The sequence below is a fragment of the Sphingomonas kyeonggiensis genome (genome assembly GCF_030812785.1).
In the GTDB taxonomy this organism is placed as follows: Bacteria; Pseudomonadota; Alphaproteobacteria; order Sphingomonadales; family Sphingomonadaceae; genus Sphingomonas; species Sphingomonas kyeonggiensis_B.
The window spans coordinates 1,632,655-1,650,777 of record NZ_JAUSTJ010000002.1; the positions used below are offsets into that span (position 1 = coordinate 1,632,655).

Annotated in this window: 19 protein-coding genes; 10 read left to right on the forward strand and 9 right to left on the reverse strand. The window is 66.8% G+C overall.

The window, feature by feature from the left end:
* Positions 1-42: 42 nt before the first annotated feature.
* The 4 genes from J2W22_RS17330 (at position 43) to J2W22_RS17345 (ending at position 2,499) form a co-directional block, all read left to right on the forward strand.
* The gene (locus J2W22_RS17330) at positions 43-528 is read left to right on the forward strand and encodes a UPF0262 family protein (protein ID WP_307119472.1); all 486 of its coding nucleotides are present in this window, start codon (positions 43-45) and stop codon (positions 526-528) included.
* 5 nt (positions 529-533) lie between these two features.
* Positions 534-1,226 (forward strand): GH25 family lysozyme, encoded by a 693-nt coding sequence (locus J2W22_RS17335; RefSeq protein WP_307119473.1) that lies wholly within the window; start codon positions 534-536, stop codon positions 1,224-1,226.
* Entirely contained in the window at positions 1,223-1,663 is a 441-nt protein-coding gene (locus tag J2W22_RS17340; protein WP_307119474.1) for a cytidine deaminase, read from the forward strand. Before J2W22_RS17335 ends, J2W22_RS17340 begins: the two co-directional genes overlap by 4 nt.
* A gap of 467 nt (positions 1,664-2,130) precedes the next feature.
* On the forward strand, positions 2,131-2,499 hold the full coding sequence (locus tag J2W22_RS17345; RefSeq protein WP_307119475.1) for a glyoxalase: 369 nt from the start codon (positions 2,131-2,133) through the stop codon (positions 2,497-2,499).
* Here the strand turns inward: J2W22_RS17345 and J2W22_RS17350 are convergent.
* A complete protein-coding gene (locus J2W22_RS17350) occupies positions 2,496-5,186 on the reverse strand; it encodes a glycosyl hydrolase 115 family protein (protein ID WP_307119476.1) in 2,691 nt (896 codons plus the stop codon). The genes J2W22_RS17345 and J2W22_RS17350 overlap by 4 nt on opposite strands.
* A 94-nt stretch (positions 5,187-5,280) precedes the next feature.
* On the opposite strand from J2W22_RS17350, the gene dcd reads away from it, so the two are divergent.
* Positions 5,281-5,832, forward strand: coding sequence for a dCTP deaminase (gene dcd, locus J2W22_RS17355; protein ID WP_183996397.1), 552 nt, complete (start codon positions 5,281-5,283; stop codon positions 5,830-5,832).
* A 96-nt stretch (positions 5,833-5,928) separates the two neighbouring features.
* On the opposite strand, the gene J2W22_RS17360 is transcribed toward dcd, so the two are convergent.
* The 5 genes from J2W22_RS17360 to J2W22_RS17380 form a co-directional block, all read right to left on the reverse strand.
* Complete coding sequence (locus tag J2W22_RS17360; protein WP_307119477.1) at positions 5,929-6,294, reverse strand: tetratricopeptide repeat protein; 366 nt, start codon at positions 6,292-6,294, stop codon at positions 5,929-5,931.
* A gap of 185 nt (positions 6,295-6,479) precedes the next feature.
* Positions 6,480-6,902, reverse strand: coding sequence for an ExbD/TolR family protein (locus J2W22_RS17365; protein ID WP_183996898.1), 423 nt, complete (start codon positions 6,900-6,902; stop codon positions 6,480-6,482).
* A gap of 32 nt (positions 6,903-6,934) precedes the next feature.
* A complete protein-coding gene (locus J2W22_RS17370; RefSeq protein ID WP_307119478.1) occupies positions 6,935-7,414 on the reverse strand; it encodes an ExbD/TolR family protein in 480 nt (159 codons plus the stop codon).
* A 94-nt stretch (positions 7,415-7,508) separates the two neighbouring features.
* Positions 7,509-8,273, reverse strand: coding sequence for a MotA/TolQ/ExbB proton channel family protein (locus J2W22_RS17375; protein ID WP_307119479.1), 765 nt, complete (start codon positions 8,271-8,273; stop codon positions 7,509-7,511).
* Between the two features lie 86 nt (positions 8,274-8,359).
* Positions 8,360-9,040, reverse strand: a complete 681-nt coding sequence (locus J2W22_RS17380) for an energy transducer TonB (RefSeq protein ID WP_307119480.1) — start codon at positions 9,038-9,040, stop codon at positions 8,360-8,362.
* Between the two features lie 368 nt (positions 9,041-9,408).
* Here J2W22_RS17380 and J2W22_RS17385 point away from each other — a divergent pair, with 368 nt between their 5' ends.
* Positions 9,409-10,110, forward strand: a complete 702-nt coding sequence (locus J2W22_RS17385) for a hypothetical protein (RefSeq protein WP_307119481.1) — start codon at positions 9,409-9,411, stop codon at positions 10,108-10,110.
* A gap of 172 nt (positions 10,111-10,282) precedes the next feature.
* Here J2W22_RS17385 and J2W22_RS17390 read toward each other — a convergent pair whose 3' ends face one another.
* Positions 10,283-10,657: a dihydroneopterin aldolase gene (locus J2W22_RS17390; protein ID WP_307119482.1), complete on the reverse strand. Its 375-nt coding sequence runs from the start codon at positions 10,655-10,657 to the stop codon at positions 10,283-10,285.
* A 180-nt stretch (positions 10,658-10,837) separates the two neighbouring features.
* On the opposite strand from J2W22_RS17390, the gene J2W22_RS17395 reads away from it, so the two are divergent.
* The 4 genes from J2W22_RS17395 to J2W22_RS17410 all read left to right on the forward strand — a co-directional run bounded on the left by J2W22_RS17395 (position 10,838) and on the right by J2W22_RS17410 (position 14,055).
* Positions 10,838-11,359 carry a GNAT family N-acetyltransferase gene (locus J2W22_RS17395; RefSeq protein ID WP_307119483.1) on the forward strand — a complete coding sequence of 174 codons (522 nt, stop codon included), beginning with the start codon at positions 10,838-10,840 and terminating at the stop codon, positions 11,357-11,359.
* A gap of 364 nt (positions 11,360-11,723) precedes the next feature.
* The gene (locus J2W22_RS17400; protein ID WP_307119484.1) at positions 11,724-12,290 is read left to right on the forward strand and encodes a DUF1285 domain-containing protein; all 567 of its coding nucleotides are present in this window, start codon (positions 11,724-11,726) and stop codon (positions 12,288-12,290) included.
* A complete protein-coding gene (locus tag J2W22_RS17405; RefSeq protein ID WP_307119485.1) occupies positions 12,287-12,877 on the forward strand; it encodes a CoA pyrophosphatase in 591 nt (196 codons plus the stop codon). Before J2W22_RS17400 ends, J2W22_RS17405 begins: the two co-directional genes overlap by 4 nt.
* Entirely contained in the window at positions 12,865-14,055 is a 1,191-nt protein-coding gene (locus J2W22_RS17410) for a CCA tRNA nucleotidyltransferase (RefSeq protein WP_307119486.1), read from the forward strand. Before J2W22_RS17405 ends, J2W22_RS17410 begins: the two co-directional genes overlap by 13 nt.
* Here J2W22_RS17410 and J2W22_RS17415 read toward each other — a convergent pair.
* Together J2W22_RS17415 and parC are read right to left on the reverse strand one after the other, a co-directional pair.
* Entirely contained in the window at positions 14,025-15,641 is a 1,617-nt protein-coding gene (locus J2W22_RS17415) for a putative bifunctional diguanylate cyclase/phosphodiesterase (RefSeq protein WP_307119612.1), read from the reverse strand. The genes J2W22_RS17410 and J2W22_RS17415 overlap by 31 nt on opposite strands.
* A 159-nt stretch (positions 15,642-15,800) precedes the next feature.
* On the reverse strand, positions 15,801-18,041 hold the full coding sequence (gene parC, locus J2W22_RS17420) for a DNA topoisomerase IV subunit A (protein WP_307119487.1): 2,241 nt from the start codon (positions 18,039-18,041) through the stop codon (positions 15,801-15,803).
* Between the last annotated feature and the right edge of the window lie 82 nt (positions 18,042-18,123).

The window sequence follows — 18,123 nt, forward strand, 5'->3', positions numbered from 1 at the left end:
CAGCTTGTGGAAAACGGTAATAGGTCGCAAAGCAACGCCGATATGTCCGCAGATCCGCGCATCATCGACGTCACGCTCGACGAGCGCACGATTCTGTGGCGGTCGGCGGACATCGAGCAGGAACGGCGCATCGCGATCTTCGACCTGCTCGAGGAGAATCACTTCGCCCCCCAGCGGCCCCAGGCGGACGGCTATGCCGGCCCCTACAAGCTTCATCTGGCGGTGCAGGAGGGCCGGCTGGCGCTGGAGATCAAGCGCGCCGACGATTCCCATCAGGAGACGCTTGTCCTCGGTCTGGCCGCATTCCGCCGCCCGATCCGCGATTACTTCGCGATCTGCGACAGCTATTATGCCGCGATTCGCAACGCCACGCCCGCCCAGATCGAAACCGTCGACATGGCACGGCGCGGCATACACAATGATGCGGCGTCGCTGCTCAAGGAACGGCTGGAAGGCAAGATCGACGTGGACTTCGACACTGCCCGCCGCCTGTTCACGCTGATCTGCGTACTGCACATAAAAGGTTAGGGTCGGTGCATATTCGCGTTCTCGCGCGCCGGCTCCGCTTCGTCGTGCCGGCGCTCCTCCTGTTGGCCCTGCTCGGCTGGAGCGCCTGGCTGTTCGCCTCGCGCTGGCGCCCCTCGCCCGCCGATTTCCCGGTCCAGGGCGTCGACGTGTCCGAGGATACCGGTCCGATCGAATGGTGGACCGCCAAGAAGGCCGGCATCGACTTCGCCTATATCCGCGCCACCAGCGGCGCCCAGGCCCGCGACCTGCGTTTCCCGGAGAACTGGCGCTGGACCTTCGAGGCCGGCATCCGCCGCGGCGCGCTCCATGTCTATTCGCTCTGCCAGCTCGCTGCCGACCAGTCGGGCAATTTCATGAGCACCGTGCCGCGCTCGGACGACCAGCTGCCGCCCGCAGTGGAGATCGACTTCCAGCCCGATTGCCCCGCCCGGCCCGAGCGCCAGGTCGTGATTGGCGAACTGGGCCGCTTCCTCCACGATGTCGAGACGCATCTCGGCAAGCCGGCGATCCTGATGGTCTCCAGCCGGTTCGAGGACCAGTATCGGCTCAGCGACGCCTTCCCGCGCCTGCTCTGGGCGCGCCAGGGCTTCTTCCCCCCCTCGTATTTCGCGCGGCCATGGTCGATATGGCAGGCAACCCGCCACCGGCGCATCGAAGGCGTCGGCGAGGCCGTGAACTGGGACGTGATGGCGAAATGAGCGAAGTGAACCCCAAGGCGCTGATCGAGGCAGCCCGCGCGGCGGCGAAGAACGCCTATGCCCCCTATTCGAACTTCGCCGTCGGCGCCGCGGTGCTGCTCTCCGACGGGACGGTGGTGACCGGCGCCAATTTCGAGAATGCCAGCTACGGCCTCTCGCTCTGCGCCGAGACGGTGGCGCTGGCGAAGACGAGCAGCGAGGGTCGCCTGAAGGACGTCGTCGCGATCGGCGTGATCGGCGGCCGGATGGGACACGCCGACACCGCTCCGGTCAGCCCCTGCGGCCGCTGCCGCCAGATCATCAACGAAGCCGCCCAGCTCGGCGGCCGCGACCTGCCGGTGTTCTGTGGCGGCGCCAACGGCGACGAGATCGCCGAGTACACGCTCTCGCAGCTGCTACCCGCCGCGTTCGGGCCGAAAGACCTCGGCATGGCGTGATCGCCCAATCATCCTCCCCCGCCAGGGGGAGGTGGCGCGCGCGGCGCGATGGAGGGGGAGGCAAGCGAGCCGCTAGTTGGTCGCTTATGTCGATACGCCTGCAGCTCCCCGGCGGAGGCCGGGGCCCAGTCTCGGCGCACCATCGAAGGCGCCGGAACCTCACGAACGACATCGCAACTGGCCCCCGGCCTCCGCCGGGGAACGACTAAGCCTGTATCGTCCCGTCAATTCCCCTCCCTGCAAGAGAGGGGAGCGAGAGGACCTCCCACCGCGCCAGGACACCAAATCCTCTCCCGGAGGGAGAGGGAACGCCGCGAACGATATCTCCTGTGGCAAGCCCCCTCCACCACCGCTCCGCGGCCGTCCCCCTCCGGGGGAGGATTTCAGAAGAAAGCTCCACCGCTCAACACCGCGCCCAACCCAAACGAGCCTCTTGCAGCCAAGCCACCAATCGCGATGCTGCACGGATGACCAATCTCGCCACCACCACGATCCGCCCCTTCGTCCCGGGCGGTAAGGATTTCGACCTTTCCAAGCGCTTCTATCAGGCGCTCGGCTTCGAGATGACCTTCGAGGCAGGCGGCGTGGCGGGCTTTACCTGCGATTCCGGCAGCTTCCTGCTCCAGGACCATTATGACGAAGGCTGGGGCAACAACTTCATGATGCAGCTCATCGTGCGGGATCTCGACGCCTGGTGGGCGCATATCCAGGCGCTCGACCTGCCGGGCAGCTTCGGCGTGCCCGAGCCCAGGCCCCCGGCGCTTATGCCCTGGGGACTGACGCTGGCTTATGTGATCGGCCCGTGCGGCGAGCTGTGGCACGTGGTGCAGGGCTAGCGCCCGCCCAGATAGCTCCCCGGCAGCGGGCCCGTGCCCACCACGATCCGCTGCAGCACGACATTGTCGTCGATCCGCCAGACCTTGAGCACATGCCTGCCCGCCGAGACGCCAGGGAAGCGCGCCACCAGCGTCCGGGCATTGTCCTCCACCGCCTTGTTCCAGTCGCGCTTGGGCTGGCTGTCGGCGGCATTGGGCGCCGGGGTGAGCAGGTCGGTCAGCACCTGCACCGGCCCCTCATCGATCGAAACCGCTACCCGCAGCTTGCCGTCCAGGCCCGTTCCCAGCGTCGGCACCAGGATCAGCTGCACGTTCAACTCCCCGGCCTTGGCTACCGGCACCGCATATTCGAGCCGCACGCCATCCGCAGGCGTCGTGGCGGAACGCCCCTGCGGCAGGGCAAGCACTGCGCCCTGGGTTCGCCCGAGATGCGGGATCACCTTCCAGCTCAGCCCCTTGCCGCCCACAGCCCGCACAAAATCCGGCGCCTCGATCACGCCTTCGCCGCCCTGCGGTGACCGCAGCAGTTCGAACAGCGGCTTGCCGACGCCCAATATGTCCTTTGATGCTTCCCGGATCGGCCTTGGCGTGCCCGCCACCCGCTTCACGTCGGGCATCACCTGCTTCTCGGGCTGCTGCCAGTTGGTGTAGCCGATATGGGTCTGCAGCATCATGCCGTCCCATTTGCCGCCGGCGATGCTGTGGTACCGGTCGCTCAATGCCTGGTCGCGGGCGAACAGCTTTTCCGCCTGGTCGGCAAAGGCGTTTGCCCGCGCATCGTCCGCCGCGGCGAGCGCCCGGTTCCACGCCACGGCGTAATAGAGCCGATAGAGGTTCGCCATCGCAGCGATCGGATGCTCGACGAGCTGGAAGAAGGCGTCTTGCGCCTCGGCCGGCATCTTCGCCTTGGCCTGCAGCATCGCCGTTTCCAGCACGCTCCACTCGTCGACCATCGCGCCGAATTCACCGCCGTCTAGCACCGGGCCGATCCGCCGCCCCAGATAGTTGGCCGCAGCATCCATCCGGGCTTCCTCCAGCGTCGCCGCGCTGGGGCCCGTCCCGCGACCCAGCGCGAAGCTCCCCGCATCGATCAGCTCGGGCTTCCGCCGCGCGGCGAGTTGGGCGTAGCGGGTGAGCAGCGTGCCGATCTCCCTGCCCTTCGTCGCCCCGAACTGCGCGCCGGCCCACTCCGCCGGGAAACGCGCCAGCGCCTCGGGCGTCATCGCCTCGGGGTTCCAGGCCTGCTTCAGGAAGAAGCTGAGTGGGTACTCCATCGGCTTCAGGTCGCCGACATTGACGATCCACAGCGCCCTGGCGCCACGCTGCCAGGCCAGGTCCATCTGCTGCCAGCTCTTCTCGATCTGGTTGGTGTTCAACCACTTGTAGTTGCGCGGCCCGCCGACATAATCGAAGTGGTAATAGACGCCGTAGCCGCCCTTGCGCGGGCTCGCACCGGGGTCGGGCAAGCGGCGGACCTGCCCCCAATTGTCGTCAGCGAACAACAGGGTCACGTCGTCGGGCACCTGCATGCCGTGGTCGTAATAGTCCTGCACTTCCTTGTAGAGCGCCCAGACCTGTGGCTGCTGGTCTGCCGGCTTGCCGGTCACCTCGGCGATGATCTTGCGCTGGTCGGCGACGATGCCCTCGAGCAGCCTGGTCGCGGTGCCCTCGGCCATCGGCTCGTCACCATCGCCGCGCATGCCGACGGTCACCAGGCTCTCATAGCCCTTGCCGTCGCCCTTCGACATCATCCGCTCGATACCCCCGCGCCAGAAGGCGCGCAGGTTGGCGGCATTGGTCGTGTAGTCCCATTTGCCTCCGGTTACGCCGCCGGCGGTATTGCGGTGCCATTCGTCCTGCGCCCGGGTCATCGGCTCGTGGTGCGAGGTGCCCATGACGATGCCCATCTCGTCGGCAAGGATCTTGTTCTGCGGATCGTCGTCGTTGAAGGCGCGCGGCGCCCACATCGCCGGCCAGAGATAATTGCCCTTGAGCCTTAGCTCCAGCTCGAAGATATGCGCGTAAGCCTTTGTATTTGCGCCACCGAACTTCTTCTGGGCCCAGGTGGAGAAGGCCGGTGCCTCGTCATTGATGAAGAAGCCCCGGTAGCGCACCTTGGGCTGGTCGCGCCGCGATCCGGCGGTCACGAAGACATTGGTGCGCTTCGCCACCGGCACATCGGCGAACCAGTGCCAGGGCGAGACGCCGATCTTCTCCGAGATATCGTACGCACCGTAGACCGCGCCGCGCCGGTCCGAGCCGATGATCACCAGCGCGCGCGGCACGCCCGGCGCGGGATTGTCGACCACGATCTGGCGGAACGCCTCCCATTCACCGGCGATGTCCTGCGCCTTGATCTTGCCGGCACGGACCAACGCATCGATCATCGGGCTATGGCCGAGCACGCCGATCAGCACCAGCGGGCCCTTCGCCCCGGCCAGCGCCGTGGCGCGTGTCGCCCGGGCGCCGCTCACCCGCTCGAGATCGCCGGCGAAACCGTCCGCGGCGTGGCGCACAGCCGGGTCGGCGCCGGGATCGACCAGCACGGTCGCAGGCTTGCCGGCGCGGATCAGCGCGAAGCTCGCCGCGTTCGGGCGGGCGCAGATCGTCACCGGGCCCTCGCAGGCCAAAGCGGGAATCGTGACGAACATCGCGCACATCGTCATCGTCGCCGCCAGCCCGCGCATTGCCCTCTCCTTGCTCATTTGTCTGCGTTATGCGCAGTTCCGCCACATCCGACAAGCCACTTGCCCCGCCGCACGCTTCCGGCAAAACGGAGCCATGATCCTTTCAGACCGCTGGATTCGCGAACAGGCCCTCTCGACCGGCATGATCGAGCCCTTTGTCGAGGCGCAGCGCCGCGAGAACTGCATCAGCTACGGGCTCAGCTCCTATGGCTATGACGCGCGCGTCGCCGACGAGTTCAAGATCTTCACCAATGTCGATTCGGCGGTGGTCGATCCCAAGGATTTCGCCGCGAACAGCTTCGTCGACCGCAAGACCGATGTGTGCATCATCCCGCCCAACAGCTTCGCGCTGGCCCGCACGGTCGAATATTTCCGCATTCCGCGCGACACGCTGGTCATCTGCCTCGGCAAATCGACCTATGCGCGCTGCGGGATCATCGTGAACGTGACGCCGCTCGAACCCGAATGGGAGGGGCATGTCACGCTGGAATTCTCCAACACCACGCCGCTGCCCGCCAAGATCTATGCGAACGAGGGCGCGTGCCAGTTCCTGTTCCTCAAGGGCGACCAGCCCTGCGAGACCAGCTATGCCGACCGCGCGGGCAAATATATGGGGCAGCGCGGCGTAACCCTGCCGCGGCTCTAAGCCTCTGTTCCAAATGGGAAAGGCGCCGGGATCAGCCGGCGCCGGTATCGCCGCCGGCCGCGCGAGAGGGTGGCGCGGCCGCCGGCGTTGGCTCGCTCAGCGCGAGGTCAACTGGAGCGCGTTGACGCGCTGAAGACCCCTGTTGGCGACGGCGTACGAAGTCGACTGCCGATCCCCCGGAAGGTCCATCTCGAAATTCCGCTGCGAGAGCACCTGGCGATACAGGTCGCGCGCTTCGGCGGCGCGGCCGGTCTCGGCATAGATCGCGGCGAGATTGAGCAGAAGCTCGGGCGCGCCCGGATTCTGGCGCAGCTGGGCGGTAAGCTGGCGCTCCGCCTGGGAAAACTGGCCATTCTGGATGGCGGTACTGGCGACGGGGTCCCCGTTCTGGCCCTGGGCCTGCGCGGGAAGCGCAGCAAGCGCGAACGGGGCGGCGGCAAGGACAATGAGCGCGATGCGCATAACTCCTACTCCTTCTGTTACGACATGGAGACACTTCCATGACTCTTTGAAGACAATAGTGTTACACTTATGTGTCATCCGCACAAGCGGCTTGATGCCCCTCCGTAGTCATACGGGCAAAAAGAAAGGCGGCCCCGAAGGACCGCCTTGCTTTGCTTCCGATGCCGGCCCCGAAGGGCGGCGGATCAGAAATCGTTGCGATACTGCTCGTTGCCGACGAAGCCGAGCTTGTTCACATTCGCGCGCTTGATGATCGCGAGAATGCGGTCGACGACTTCGTAGCGTGCCTGCGGATCGGGCTGGAAGTGCAGCTCCGGCTCCGGCGACATCTGCAGCGTCTGGTCGAGATACTGGCGAAGCGTCACGTCGTCGATCGGCGCGCTGTTCCAGAAAACCTGGCCCTGCGCATCGATATAGACCTTGTTCTTCTCCGGCTCGACGACGTTCTGCGGGTTGTTGTTCGACTGCGGAAGGTCGACCTTCACCGCATGCGTCTGAATCGGAATGGTCATGATGATCATGATCAGAAGCACCAACATGACGTCGATCAACGGCGTCGTGTTGATTTCCATCATCGGGCCGTCATCACCACCGCCGCCCACGCTCATACCCATAGTCTAAACTCCTTTGAGCAGGGCCGTCAGAGACGAACCGTGGCCGAGCCGGCGGGCGGTTCGGAGATGAAGCCAACCTTGACGAAGCCGGCCATCTGCATCGCGAAGATGGTGCCGCCGATGCAGCGGTACGGCGTGTTGACGTCGCCACGGATGTGCACTTCGGGGAGCTCGAGGCCGGCGGCGTTGATGCCACCCTGCTTGTCGATCTCGGCCTTCAGCTTCTTCACGCCACGATCGACCAGTTCCTGGCTCGTCACCGGGGTCATGCCCCAGAAGACTTCGCACTTGCCGCCATTGGCGGTGACCGAGAGCGAGACGTTCTCGGGCTTGGTGGTCGTCGGCTCGAACTGGACCTTCGGCAGCTCCAGCTTCACCGTCTGGATCACGACCGGAACCGTGATCAGGAAGATGATGAGGAGCACCAGCATCACGTCGACGAGCGGCGTGGTATTGATGTCCGACATGGGGGCGTCTTCACCGCCCCCGCCTACGCTCATCGCCATTGCGCGCTATCCTATCCTTCTATTCCAACTCCGGCCCGGGGCCGGAGACGGGCCGCGCGTCCCGAAGGAGCGCGGCCCCTATATTCCAGATCGCTTAGGCGCGCGGCGCGGTGCTGGTGGTCGCGGCCGGAGCGGCCTTGGCCGGAGCAGCCTTGGCGACGGTCGGGCGCACGCGGCCGTCCGAAGCGAGGTAGCCGAGCAGATCGTTCGAGAACGCGTTCAGGCTCTCGTTGATCTTCTTGTTGCGAGCCTGCAGCCAGTTGAAGGCGAGCACGGCCGGAACGGCGACGGCGAGACCGACGGCGGTCATGATCAGCGCTTCACCGACCGGACCGGCGACCGCGTCGATCGACGCCTGGCCAGCCGCACCGATCTTCACGAGCGCGCGGATGATGCCGATAACGGTACCGAACAGACCGATGAACGGAGCGGTCGAGCCGACGGTCGCGAGGAACGACAGGCCGCTCTTCAGCTGCGAGTTGATCAGGTCTTCCGAGCGGGCGAGCGAGCCGTGCAGCCAGTCATGGGCTTCGACCGGATCGGTCAGCTTCGAGTGCTGCTCCTGGGCGGCCAGGCCGTCGTCGACCAGCTGGCGATAGGCCGAGTTCTTCTCGAGCTTCGCAGCGCCTTCGCGCAGGCTGTTGGCGTTCCAGAAGCCGGCGCGGACGCGCTTCGCCTGGTTGAGGATCTTCTGCTGCTCGAACAGCTTGGTGAACAGGATGTAGAGCGAGAAGAACAGCATCAGCACCAGGATGCCGAACACCGTCTGCGAGATCAGGCCGCCCTCACGGAGCGCCGGAATCAGGCCGTACGGATTTTCCTTGGGCGCCCCAGCGGCGGCGAGAATGGTCGTGAGCATTGTCGGTTCTTTCCTCTAACTAAATAGCGCTTTTTATCCACAGATCCGGCGCGCCCTCGCTAGAGCGCGCCAGCGAAACACACAGCCTAGCTCGGAATCTTCCAGGTGAAGCTGCCGTTATAGGGCGCAGGGATCTTGTTCCCGCCCTCGTCCTCGGCCGGATTGAACCGGGCGCGGCGCTTGAGGAGGTTGCAAGCCGTGCTGTCGAGGACGGACACGCCGCTCGAACCCGTGACGGTGCAGTTGGTCACCTTGCCCGACGCATCGACGTCGAGACGGAAGCGGACGGTGCCGGCCTGCTCGGCGCGCAGCGCGGAGGCAGGATAGTCGTCGTCCGTCACCCAGCTCTGCGGCGAACCGCGCGGCGTGAGCTTCTTTGCGATCCGCGGCGGCGCGGGCGGCTGCGGCGGAGGAGCCGGCTGCGCGGGCGGAGCCGGCGGAGTGGTCGGCGGCTGCGGTATATCGATCCGGGGCGTCGTCTGGATGGGCGGCGACGGAGTCGGCACCTGGACCACCGACGGCGGCACTGCGATCTGAGTCGGCGGCGGCGGCACCGGGGTATCCGGCGGCGGCGGCGGCGGCGGCACTTCCTCGGGCGGAGGCGGCGGCTCTTGCACGTCGAACGTGTTCAGCTTTTCCGCCTGCTTCTTGATATATTGATATGCAAGGCCCGTGACGAAGGCATATCCCATGCCAGCCACGATTATCGCAACCAGAACGATCGCGACGACGCGGCTGCCACTTGTATTGCGGTCAGCGTAAGACATCCGGCAACGTCACTCCTCTAATCCCTGACATACAGCCCTGTGCTGCGGATTTGCGACCCCGTGTGCACAAGTCTGCCCGCCGTGCGCTATATGCGTCCCATTCGGCAGCGGGCGAGTCTCTATCGCGCGCACCGGGTGGACGCAAACCCTTTGTCGGACAAACGCGCCCTACAATCGCCGCATGACGGAATTATTTCTGTATAGCCGTAACGGATTCCGGTAACCCGATCGGCATGAACCGTAGCTTCCCCGCCATATTTTCTTGCGCAATTGCGCTCGCCGCACCCTTAGGTGCATCCGCTAAGCCCCAGCAAACACAGGCGCAACCAGCCCCTGTCTTACCAAGCTACGCCACCCTGGCGAAGCAGGTGACGACGGCACCGCTGATCATCGATGCGCGCATCCGCAAGGCCGAACGGCTGAAGGCGGAAGAATCGCCTGGTCTGGCCACTGGTATGACCCGATTCCTGATCGAGGCGGACGTATCCGCCCTGATTCGCGGCACCCAGGCCATGGCCTCGCGCATCACCTACACCGCCGATGTGCCCCTCAACGCCAAGGGCAAGGCACCCAAGCTCGCCAAGCAGCGCGTGCTGCTGTTCGCCCGCCCCGTGCCCAGCCGCCCGGGCACCGTCCAGCTCACCGGATTGCAGAGCCAGATGAACTGGTTGCCCGAGCTCGACGCCCAGGTCCGCGCGATCACCAGGGACGCGCTGGCGGCCGACGCCCCGCCCGCGATCACCGGCGTCGGCAACGCCTTCCATGTTCCCGGCTCGCTCCCCGGCGAGGGCGAGACCCAGGTGTTCCTGCAGACCGCGGGCGGCGCGCCGGTATCGCTCCAGATCCTCCGCCGCCCGGGCGAGACGACGCGCTGGAGTGTCTCATTGGGGGACATTGTCGACGAATCGGCCGGCGCGCCGCGCGCGAATACCTTCCTCTGGTACCGCCTCGCCTGCGGCCTGCCGCGCAGCCTGCCCGCCGAAAGCGTCGAATCGGATGATCCGGCGAACGCGGCGAAGGCGAAGGAAGACTATGCCTTCGTGCTCCGCTCGCTGGGGCCTTGTGCGTAACTTGCCAATTCCCTCTCCCGCATTCGCGGGAGAGGGACGCCGAGCGTAGCGAGGCAGGGTGAGGGCCCGTGCGGGACGCAGGCGCGTCGCGCGCGGCCAGCGCGGCCCCTCACCCTTCCGCCGCCTTTGGCGGCTCCCTCCCTCTCCCGCAAAAGCGGGAGAGGGAAAGAAATCAGCCCTTCCGCCCCCGCACCAGCGTGATGCCGATCGACTCGCCCTGCTCGGCGATCGCCAGCTTGACGATTCGCACCTCGACGCGCTGCACCCGCGCATCGCCGACGAACAGCGTGTCGCAGATATGCTCGGCCACTGCCTCCACCAGCGTGAAGTGCACGTCCTTGGGCAGCCCGTCGGTCGCCGCGTGCTTGACGTCCATATAGTTCTTCGAGGCCTTGAGCGGCGTGTCCGGCTCGAACCGCTCGGGCATGTCGATATCCACCGTCACCGAGATGCGCAGCGGCTGCGGAAGGTGCGTCTCTTCCGAATAGACGCCGGTGAGGACTTCGACTTCCAGGTCGTGGACCTGGAGCTTCAGGGAATCGGGCAAGTCGCCAATGCCTTTCAGGGGAAACAGGCCGCGGCCCATAGCAGATGCACGCCTGCTGGAAAGCCCGCCCCTCGTTCCCGGCCCGCCCCGACATATATTCAGTATTGCGAAAGCGGCGATGGGCGCTATCTCGCGCGGCCCCGATCCGCAGGTCGGGGCGTTGTGAAAGGAATGTATGAAGTGATCGCATTGCTGCCGCTGGAGACCGTGGATCCTCAGGCCGTCGAGACTCTGCTCGACCGTGCTTTTGGTCCGGGCCGACGCGCGCGCACTGCGTACAAGGTGCGCCTTGGCACTTCCGAGATTCCCGAGCTGAGCTTCGCCGCGATGGCCGATGACGGCAGCCTGCTCGGCTCGATCCAGTGCTGGCCGGTCGCGCTCGAATGCGATGGCGGCGGCAGCGTGCCGATGGTGATGGTCGGCCCCGTGGCGGTGCAGCCCGATCGCCAGCAGGGCGGCATCGGCCGCATGCTGATGGAGCGGATGCTCGAAGCGGCGGAGACCGCACCGGTCCCCGGCGCCGACGCGCTGATGCTGATCGGCGACCCCGAATATTATGGCCGCTTCTTCGATTTCACCCCCGAGAAGACCGGCGGCTGGCGTCTGCCCGGCCCGTTCGAGGCGCGCCGCCTACTCGCCCGCGGCACCGGGGTGCCGGTCGGCCCGGGCCAGCTCGGCGCGCGTCTTCGACGGGCGGCCTGAGTAGCAGCCAACACCAAACGACTCTTCTTTCCCCGGCGAAGGCCGGGGCCCAGACTAAACAGTGCGCGGCGAAGACGCGCCAAGGCGCGTGACTTTCAAGGACTGGGCCCCGGCCTTCGCCGGGGAAAAGCCAAGTCACAGCTTCCAATGTAGGATTTTGTCTGCTTGGGTTCCCGGCATGGCCGACCGCGCGCAGCCTTTCCTTCATCCTCTTCGTTCGTGGGAGCATCCGGCTACCGGATGCCTTGCGTCTCGCGCCGTGGACTTCCGCCGCGCCGGGCGGCTACCGGAAAGCCTCGCGCGTGGATGTCGTGAACTTGGTGAACTTCCGCGCCCCAAACGGCCCCTGAACTGAGACGAATCGATGCCCTCCCCGCCCCCGCCCGACTTCGCCAGCCTCTCGCTCGCCGAGATCGCCCGCCTGGCCGAGGAGAATCGCCTGCCCCCGGTCGAGAACTGGAACCCGACGCATTGCGGGCATAGCGACATGCGCATCGCGCGCGACGGCACCTGGTTCCACCAGGGCTCGCCGATCGGACGCCTGCCGATGGTCCGCCTGTTCTCGACGATCCTGCGCCGCGAGCCCGACGGGCGCTTCGTGCTGGTCACCCCGGTCGAGAAGCTCGACATCGATGTCGAGGACGCGCCCTTCACCGCGGTGGAGATGAAGCGCGAGGGCGAAGGCGAAGCGATGCGGCTCGCCTTCCGGCTCAACACCGGCGATCTCGTCACCGCCGGGCCCGAGCATGGCCTGCGCTTCGAGGAGCGCGAGGATGGCCCGCGCCCCTATCTCCATGTCCGCCGCGGACTGGAGGCGCTGGTCGCGCGCAGCGTCTATTACGAGCTGGCCGAGATCGCGCTCGCCAATGGCAGCACGCCGCCGGGCGTGTGGAGCAATGGCAGCTTCTTCGCGCTGGAGCCCGGCGCATGAGCCTCGCCGATCGACTGCGCCTGGCGCTGGCGGCGGATCATTCGCCGCTTCTGCTCCCGGGCGACCATTATGACTTCGATCCCGCGATCCAGGGCAATCCCGCCGCGGTGCTGATCGCCGTCACCGATCGCGCCGCGCCGGGCGTGATCCTCACCCAGCGCACCGAGACGCTGCGCCGCCATGCCGGCCAGGTCGCCTTTCCCGGCGGCCGGATCGATCCGGGTGACGATGGCCCGATCGGCGCGGCGCTGCGCGAGGCCGAGGAGGAGATTGCCCTGCCCCCGGCCTCGGTCGAGGTGGTCGGCATGACCGACAGCTATCGCACCGTCACCAACTATGTCGTCACCCCGGTGATCGGCGTGGTGCCGCCCGACCTGATGCTGACGCCCTCGGAGGCGGAAGTCGCCAGCGTGTTCGAGGTGCCGCTCGATTTCCTGCTCGACACGGCGAACCAGCGCGAGCAGGTGGCGGAGTATCTGGGCCGCGAGCGGCGCTATTACGAGATACTCTGGCAGGATCGCCGGATCTGGGGAGCAACGGCGGCAATGCTGGTCAATCTGTCGAGGCGGCTGCGATGGGCGGCATGATCCTGCCCGATGCCGAATGGCGTCACCGCGCCGGGCTCGCGCATCTGGTCGACGTGCTCGGCGATGCGCGTTTCGTCGGCGGATCGGTGCGCGATACCCTGCTCGACCTGCCGGTCTCCGATCTCGACGTCGCGACGCCGCTCTCGCCCCAGCGGGTGATCGAGCTGCTCAAGGGCGCCGGCATCCGCGCGGTGCCGACGGGGATCGATCACGGCACGATAACCGCGGTGCTGGAGAGCGGTCCGGTCGAGGTCACCACCTTGCGCCGTGACGTCTCGACCGACGGCCGCCGCGCCACCGTCGCCTTCACCGACGACTGGCGCGAGGACGCCGCCCGGCGCGATTTCACGATCAACGCGCTCTATGCCGATCCCGCGACCGGCGAGATCTTCGACTATTTCGGCGGCCTGGCCGATCTCGTGGTGCGCCATGTCCGCTTCATCGGCGATCCGCTCCAGCGCATCGCCGAGGATCACCTCCGCATCCTGCGCTTCTTCCGCTTCCTCGCTCGCTTCGGCGACGTCGCCGATCCGGCCGGACTCGACGCCTGCACGGCACGCGCCAAGGACCTGATGGCGCTCAGCCGCGAGCGGATCGCGGACGAGTTGCTCAAGCTGCTGGTGGCGAAGGACGCGGTGCGCGTGGTCGCGCTGATGATCGAGCGCGGCATCTTCGCGCCGGTGCTGCCGGAGATCGCGTCGGCGGATCGTTTCGCCGATCTCGCGGCGCGCGAGGATGCAGCCGGGGTCGCTCCCGATGCCATCCGCCGGCTCGCCGCGCTGATCCCGGCCGACTCCGTGCTTGCCGAGCTGATCGCGGCGCGCCTCAAGCTGTCGAAGGCCCAGCGCAAGCGCCTCGCCGCCGCCGTCGTGCCGCCCGAAGGCAATTTCATCGCCATGGCGTGGCACGCGGGCGTCGAGGCAGCGCGCGACCGGTTGCTGATCTTCGGCAGCCCGCTCTCCGACGTGGCGGTGCTGGATGCGTGGCAGCCGCCCCGCTTCCCGCTCACCGGCGGCGCGATCGTGGCGCGCGGCATCAAGGCCGGGCCCGAGGTCGCAAGGCTGATGAAGCAGGTCGAGCAAGCCTGGATTGACGAGGGTTTTCCGGACGAGGCACGCGTGTCGGCGCTGGCCGACGACGCGGTGGCTCAGGCGTTGCGCTCGGCGAGCAGCGCGTAGGCGTCCTCGCGCTCGAGCGCGCGCGAGTAGAGGAAGCCCTGGCCATAGGTGCAGCCCAGCGCCGCGAGGGTCTGGGCAAGCTCGTTGGTCTCGATGCCCTCGGCGGTGGTCTGCATGCCGAGCGCCTGGGCGAGGCTGAGGATGGCGCGGACGATCGCGACCTTGTCGCGGTCGGCCAGCATGCCGGAGACGAAGCTGCGGTCGATCTTGAGCAGGTCGATCGGCAGCTTCTGGAGATAGGCGAGGTTGGAATAGCCCGTGCCGAAATCGTCCATCGCCAGCGTGGTGCCCAGGTCCTTGAGCGCGTTCATCGTCTGGGCGATGCGGTCGGGATCGGTGACGATCGCGCTTTCGGTGAGCTCGAGGGTCAGGCGGTTGCCGGCCACGCCGTGCCGGTCGAGCGCGCCCTTGACCATGGCGGGGATATGATCGCGCTGCAGCTGGATCGCCGAAAGGTTGACAGCGATCTTGACACCAGCATCCCCGCCCGCCGCCCTGTCCCAGGCAGCGATGGTCTGCGCCGCTTCCTCCATCGCCCAGCGGCCGAGCGGGATGATCAGGCCCGATTCCTCGGCAACGGGGATGAAGTCGTTGGGCGAAAGCGCCACGCCCTCCTCGTTGGTCCAGCGGGCCAGCGCCTCGAACGAGACGATCCGGCCGGTCGCAAGGTCGCAGATCGGCTGGTAGCAGAGCGTCATCTGGCCATGCTCGATCGCCCGGCGCAGCTCGGTCTCGATGCCGAACTGCTCGCGGGCGATGTCGAAGGTATGCGCCTGGTAGATCTCGGTGCGGCCGCTCTTCTTGGCGCGTTTCACCGCGAACTGGGCGTTGCGCACCAGATCCTCGGGATCGCCGTCATTGTCGCCGCCGAGCGCGATGCCGATCGAGCAGTCGACACGGATCTCGAAGTCCGAGAGGCGGAACGGATTGGCCAGCGCCGCCTGGATGCGCTTGGCGACATGGAGTGCGTCGCCCGGCCCCTCGTCGAGGGTCAGCAGCACGCCGAATTCGTCGCCGCCCATCCGGGCCAGCGTGTCACGGCTGCGCAGCGCGCCCTTCACCCGGCGCGCCACGGTGATCAGCAGCTCGTCGCCGGCAAGGCCGCCCATGCAGGCGTTGACGCGGCTGAACCGATCGAGATTGACCACCAGCACCGCGAAATCGCCGACATTCTCGGGCGAGATCGCATGCTCGAGCGCATCGGAGAATCCGGCGCGGTTGGGCAGGCCGGTGAGGCTGTCCGTCGCCATCTCGCGGCGCAGGCTGTATTCGGTGCGCAGTTCGGAGGTGTGGTCGACCAGGGTGACCATGCAGCGCGGAAAGGCGCGACGGTCGGCACGCTTGGCGAGCATCACCCGGAAATGCCGGGCATCGACCTCGTCGCCGAACTGCCAGCTGATCTCGCACTGCATCTCGTTCGATTCGATGAAGCGGCGCAGGCGCGGTCCGAGCAGGCGGATCAAGGGCGATTCGCTGGCGATGGTGCCGAGGCCGGCGAGGCGGAAGGAGCGGTTGACCGCGTCGAAGACGAAGCAGTCTTCCCGCAATTCGACGAGCGCGGCGGGCACCGGCAGCATGTCGAGCATCATCGCCGAAACGCCCGGGCCGAAGGTAAGCGCGTCCGGCTGCTGCGGCACGGGCAGCGGCGCCACAAAACGGGCTTTCTTCGACCTGGCGAACACCATCCTGTCCGGCCTAGTCCCGATTGGTTAAAACCGCCTGAAACAAAAGCGTTTTACGTCGCCCTAGAAACGATTGTCGCGCGGAAAGCCGTTCGGCGCCATCCGGCCGGCCGCGCCGCGGGTCGCGCGCCAGGGCGAAAGATCGGTTTCGCTGCGCGTCCGGCCGCTCTCGCCGCCCATCGCCCAGCTCAGCCCGTCGACCATCTTGAAGGTCCGCACATCGCTCAGCCCACCGTCGCGGTAGCGCTGCAGCTGAACGCCCTGCCCGCGCCCAAGCTCCGCCACTTCGGACAGCGGGAAGACCAGCAGCTTGCGGTTGTCGCCCACCGCCGCCACCGCATCGTCCTCGGCGCCGATCGGCTTGACCAGCTTGAGATGCGCTCCGGCCCGCGGCGTCACCACCTGCTTGCCCTTGCGGGTCTCGGCGATCACGTCCTCGACCTTGACGACGAAGCCGCGGCCGTCATCCGCCGCCACCAGCAGCTTGGGCGCCTGGCTCGACGGCAGCAGGGCGATAATGTTCCGCTCGCCCTCCAGGTCGATCATCAGCCGCACCGGCTCGCCGAACCCGCGCCCGCCGGGCAGCTTGTCCGCACCCAGCGTGTAGAAACGGCCATTGTCTGCAGCCAATAGCAGCTTGTCGGTGGTCTGGGCATGGAAGGCCAGGAAGGCCGAATCGCCTTCCTTGAACTTCAGCGCCTCGCCCGACAGATCCTCGACATGGCCCTTCATCGCGCGGATCCAGCCGCGCGCCGAGAGGATCACCGTGATCGGCTCGCGCTCGATCATCGCCTCGAGCGGGATCTCGCGCGCCGGCGCCGCTTCCTCGACCAGGGTGCGGCGCTTGCCCAGCGCCGTCTCCGGGCCGTAGCGCTCGATCATCTTGGCGAGGTCGCGCTTCATCCGGGTGCGCTGGCGGGCATCGGAGGAAAGCAGCAGCTCGAGATCGGCCTTTTCCTTCTCCAGCGCATCGCGCTCGCGCTTGAGCTCCATCTCCTCGAGCTTGCGCAACGAGCGCAGCCGCATGTTGAGGATCGCCTCGGCCTGACGGTCGGTGAGCTGGAACTCGGCCATCATCACCGGCTTGGGCTCGTCCTCGGTGCGGATGATCTCGATCACCCGGTCGAGATTGAGGAAGGCGATGATATAGCCGCCGACCAGCTCGAGCCGGTCGGTGATCTTGGCCACCCGGTGCTCGGACTTGCGGCGCAGCACGACGAACTGATGCTCGAGCCAGCCCTGCAACGCCTCGCTCAGGCTCATCACCCGCGGCGTGCGGTGCTTGTCGAGCACGTTGAGGTTGAGCGGCACCCGCACTTCGAGGTCCGACAGACGGAACAGGCTGTTGATCAGGTCCTCGGCCACCACCGTGCGGCTGCGCGGCTCGAGCACGATGCGGATGTCCTCGGCGCTCTCGTCGCGGACATCGCCCAGGATCGGCAGCTTCTTCTCGTTGATTAGCTCGGCGATCCCCTCGATCAGCTTGCCCTTCTGGACGCCGTACGGGATCTCGGAGACGACGAGGTGCCAGCCCCCGCCCTTCTCGGTCACCTTCTCAATCTTCGCGCGCACCCGGAAGCCGCCACGGCCGGTGGCATAGGCCTCGGCGATCGCCGCCGGGCTGTCCACGATGATGCCGCCGGTCGGCAGGTCGGGGCCCTGGACATAGTCGAGGACATTGGCCTGAGGATTGTCGATCAGAGCCACCGCCGCGTTCATCAGCTCGGCGGCGTTGTGCGGGGGGATGCTCGTCGCCATGCCGACCGCGATGCCGGCCGCGCCATTGGCGAGCAGGTTCGGGAACAGGCCTGGGAAGAGCTCGGGCTCCTCGTCCTCGCCGTTATAGGTGGGGCGGAAATCGACGGCATTCTCGTCGAGCCCGTCCATCAGGTCGATGGCGACCTGGGTCAGGCGTGCTTCGGTATAGCGATAGGCAGCAGCGTTATCGCCGTCGATATTGCCGAAATTGCCCTGGCCGTCGACCAGCGGGTAGCGCAGCGCGAAGGTCTGGGCGAGGCGGACCATCGCGTCATAGACCGACTGATCGCCATGCGGGTGGTATTTACCGATCACGTCGCCGACGACGCGGGCGCACTTCTTGTAGCCGCTCGCCGGATCGAGCCGCAGCAGCCGCATCGCCCAGAGCAGGCGGCGGTGGACCGGCTTCAACCCGTCGCGGACATCGGGCAGCGAGCGCGCCGTGATCGTGGAGAGCGCGTAGACCAGGTACCGCTCGGAAAGCGCGCTGTCGAAGGGAACGTCGGAAGGCGCGCCGGGATCTTGAATGTCGGTGTCGAGGCTCATTTCCCACCCCGGATAGCAGCAGCGAAGGCCAAGCGCCAAGCCGGGGCGCGGCGACATTCAACCGAACGCTTGGGTGTTGGAA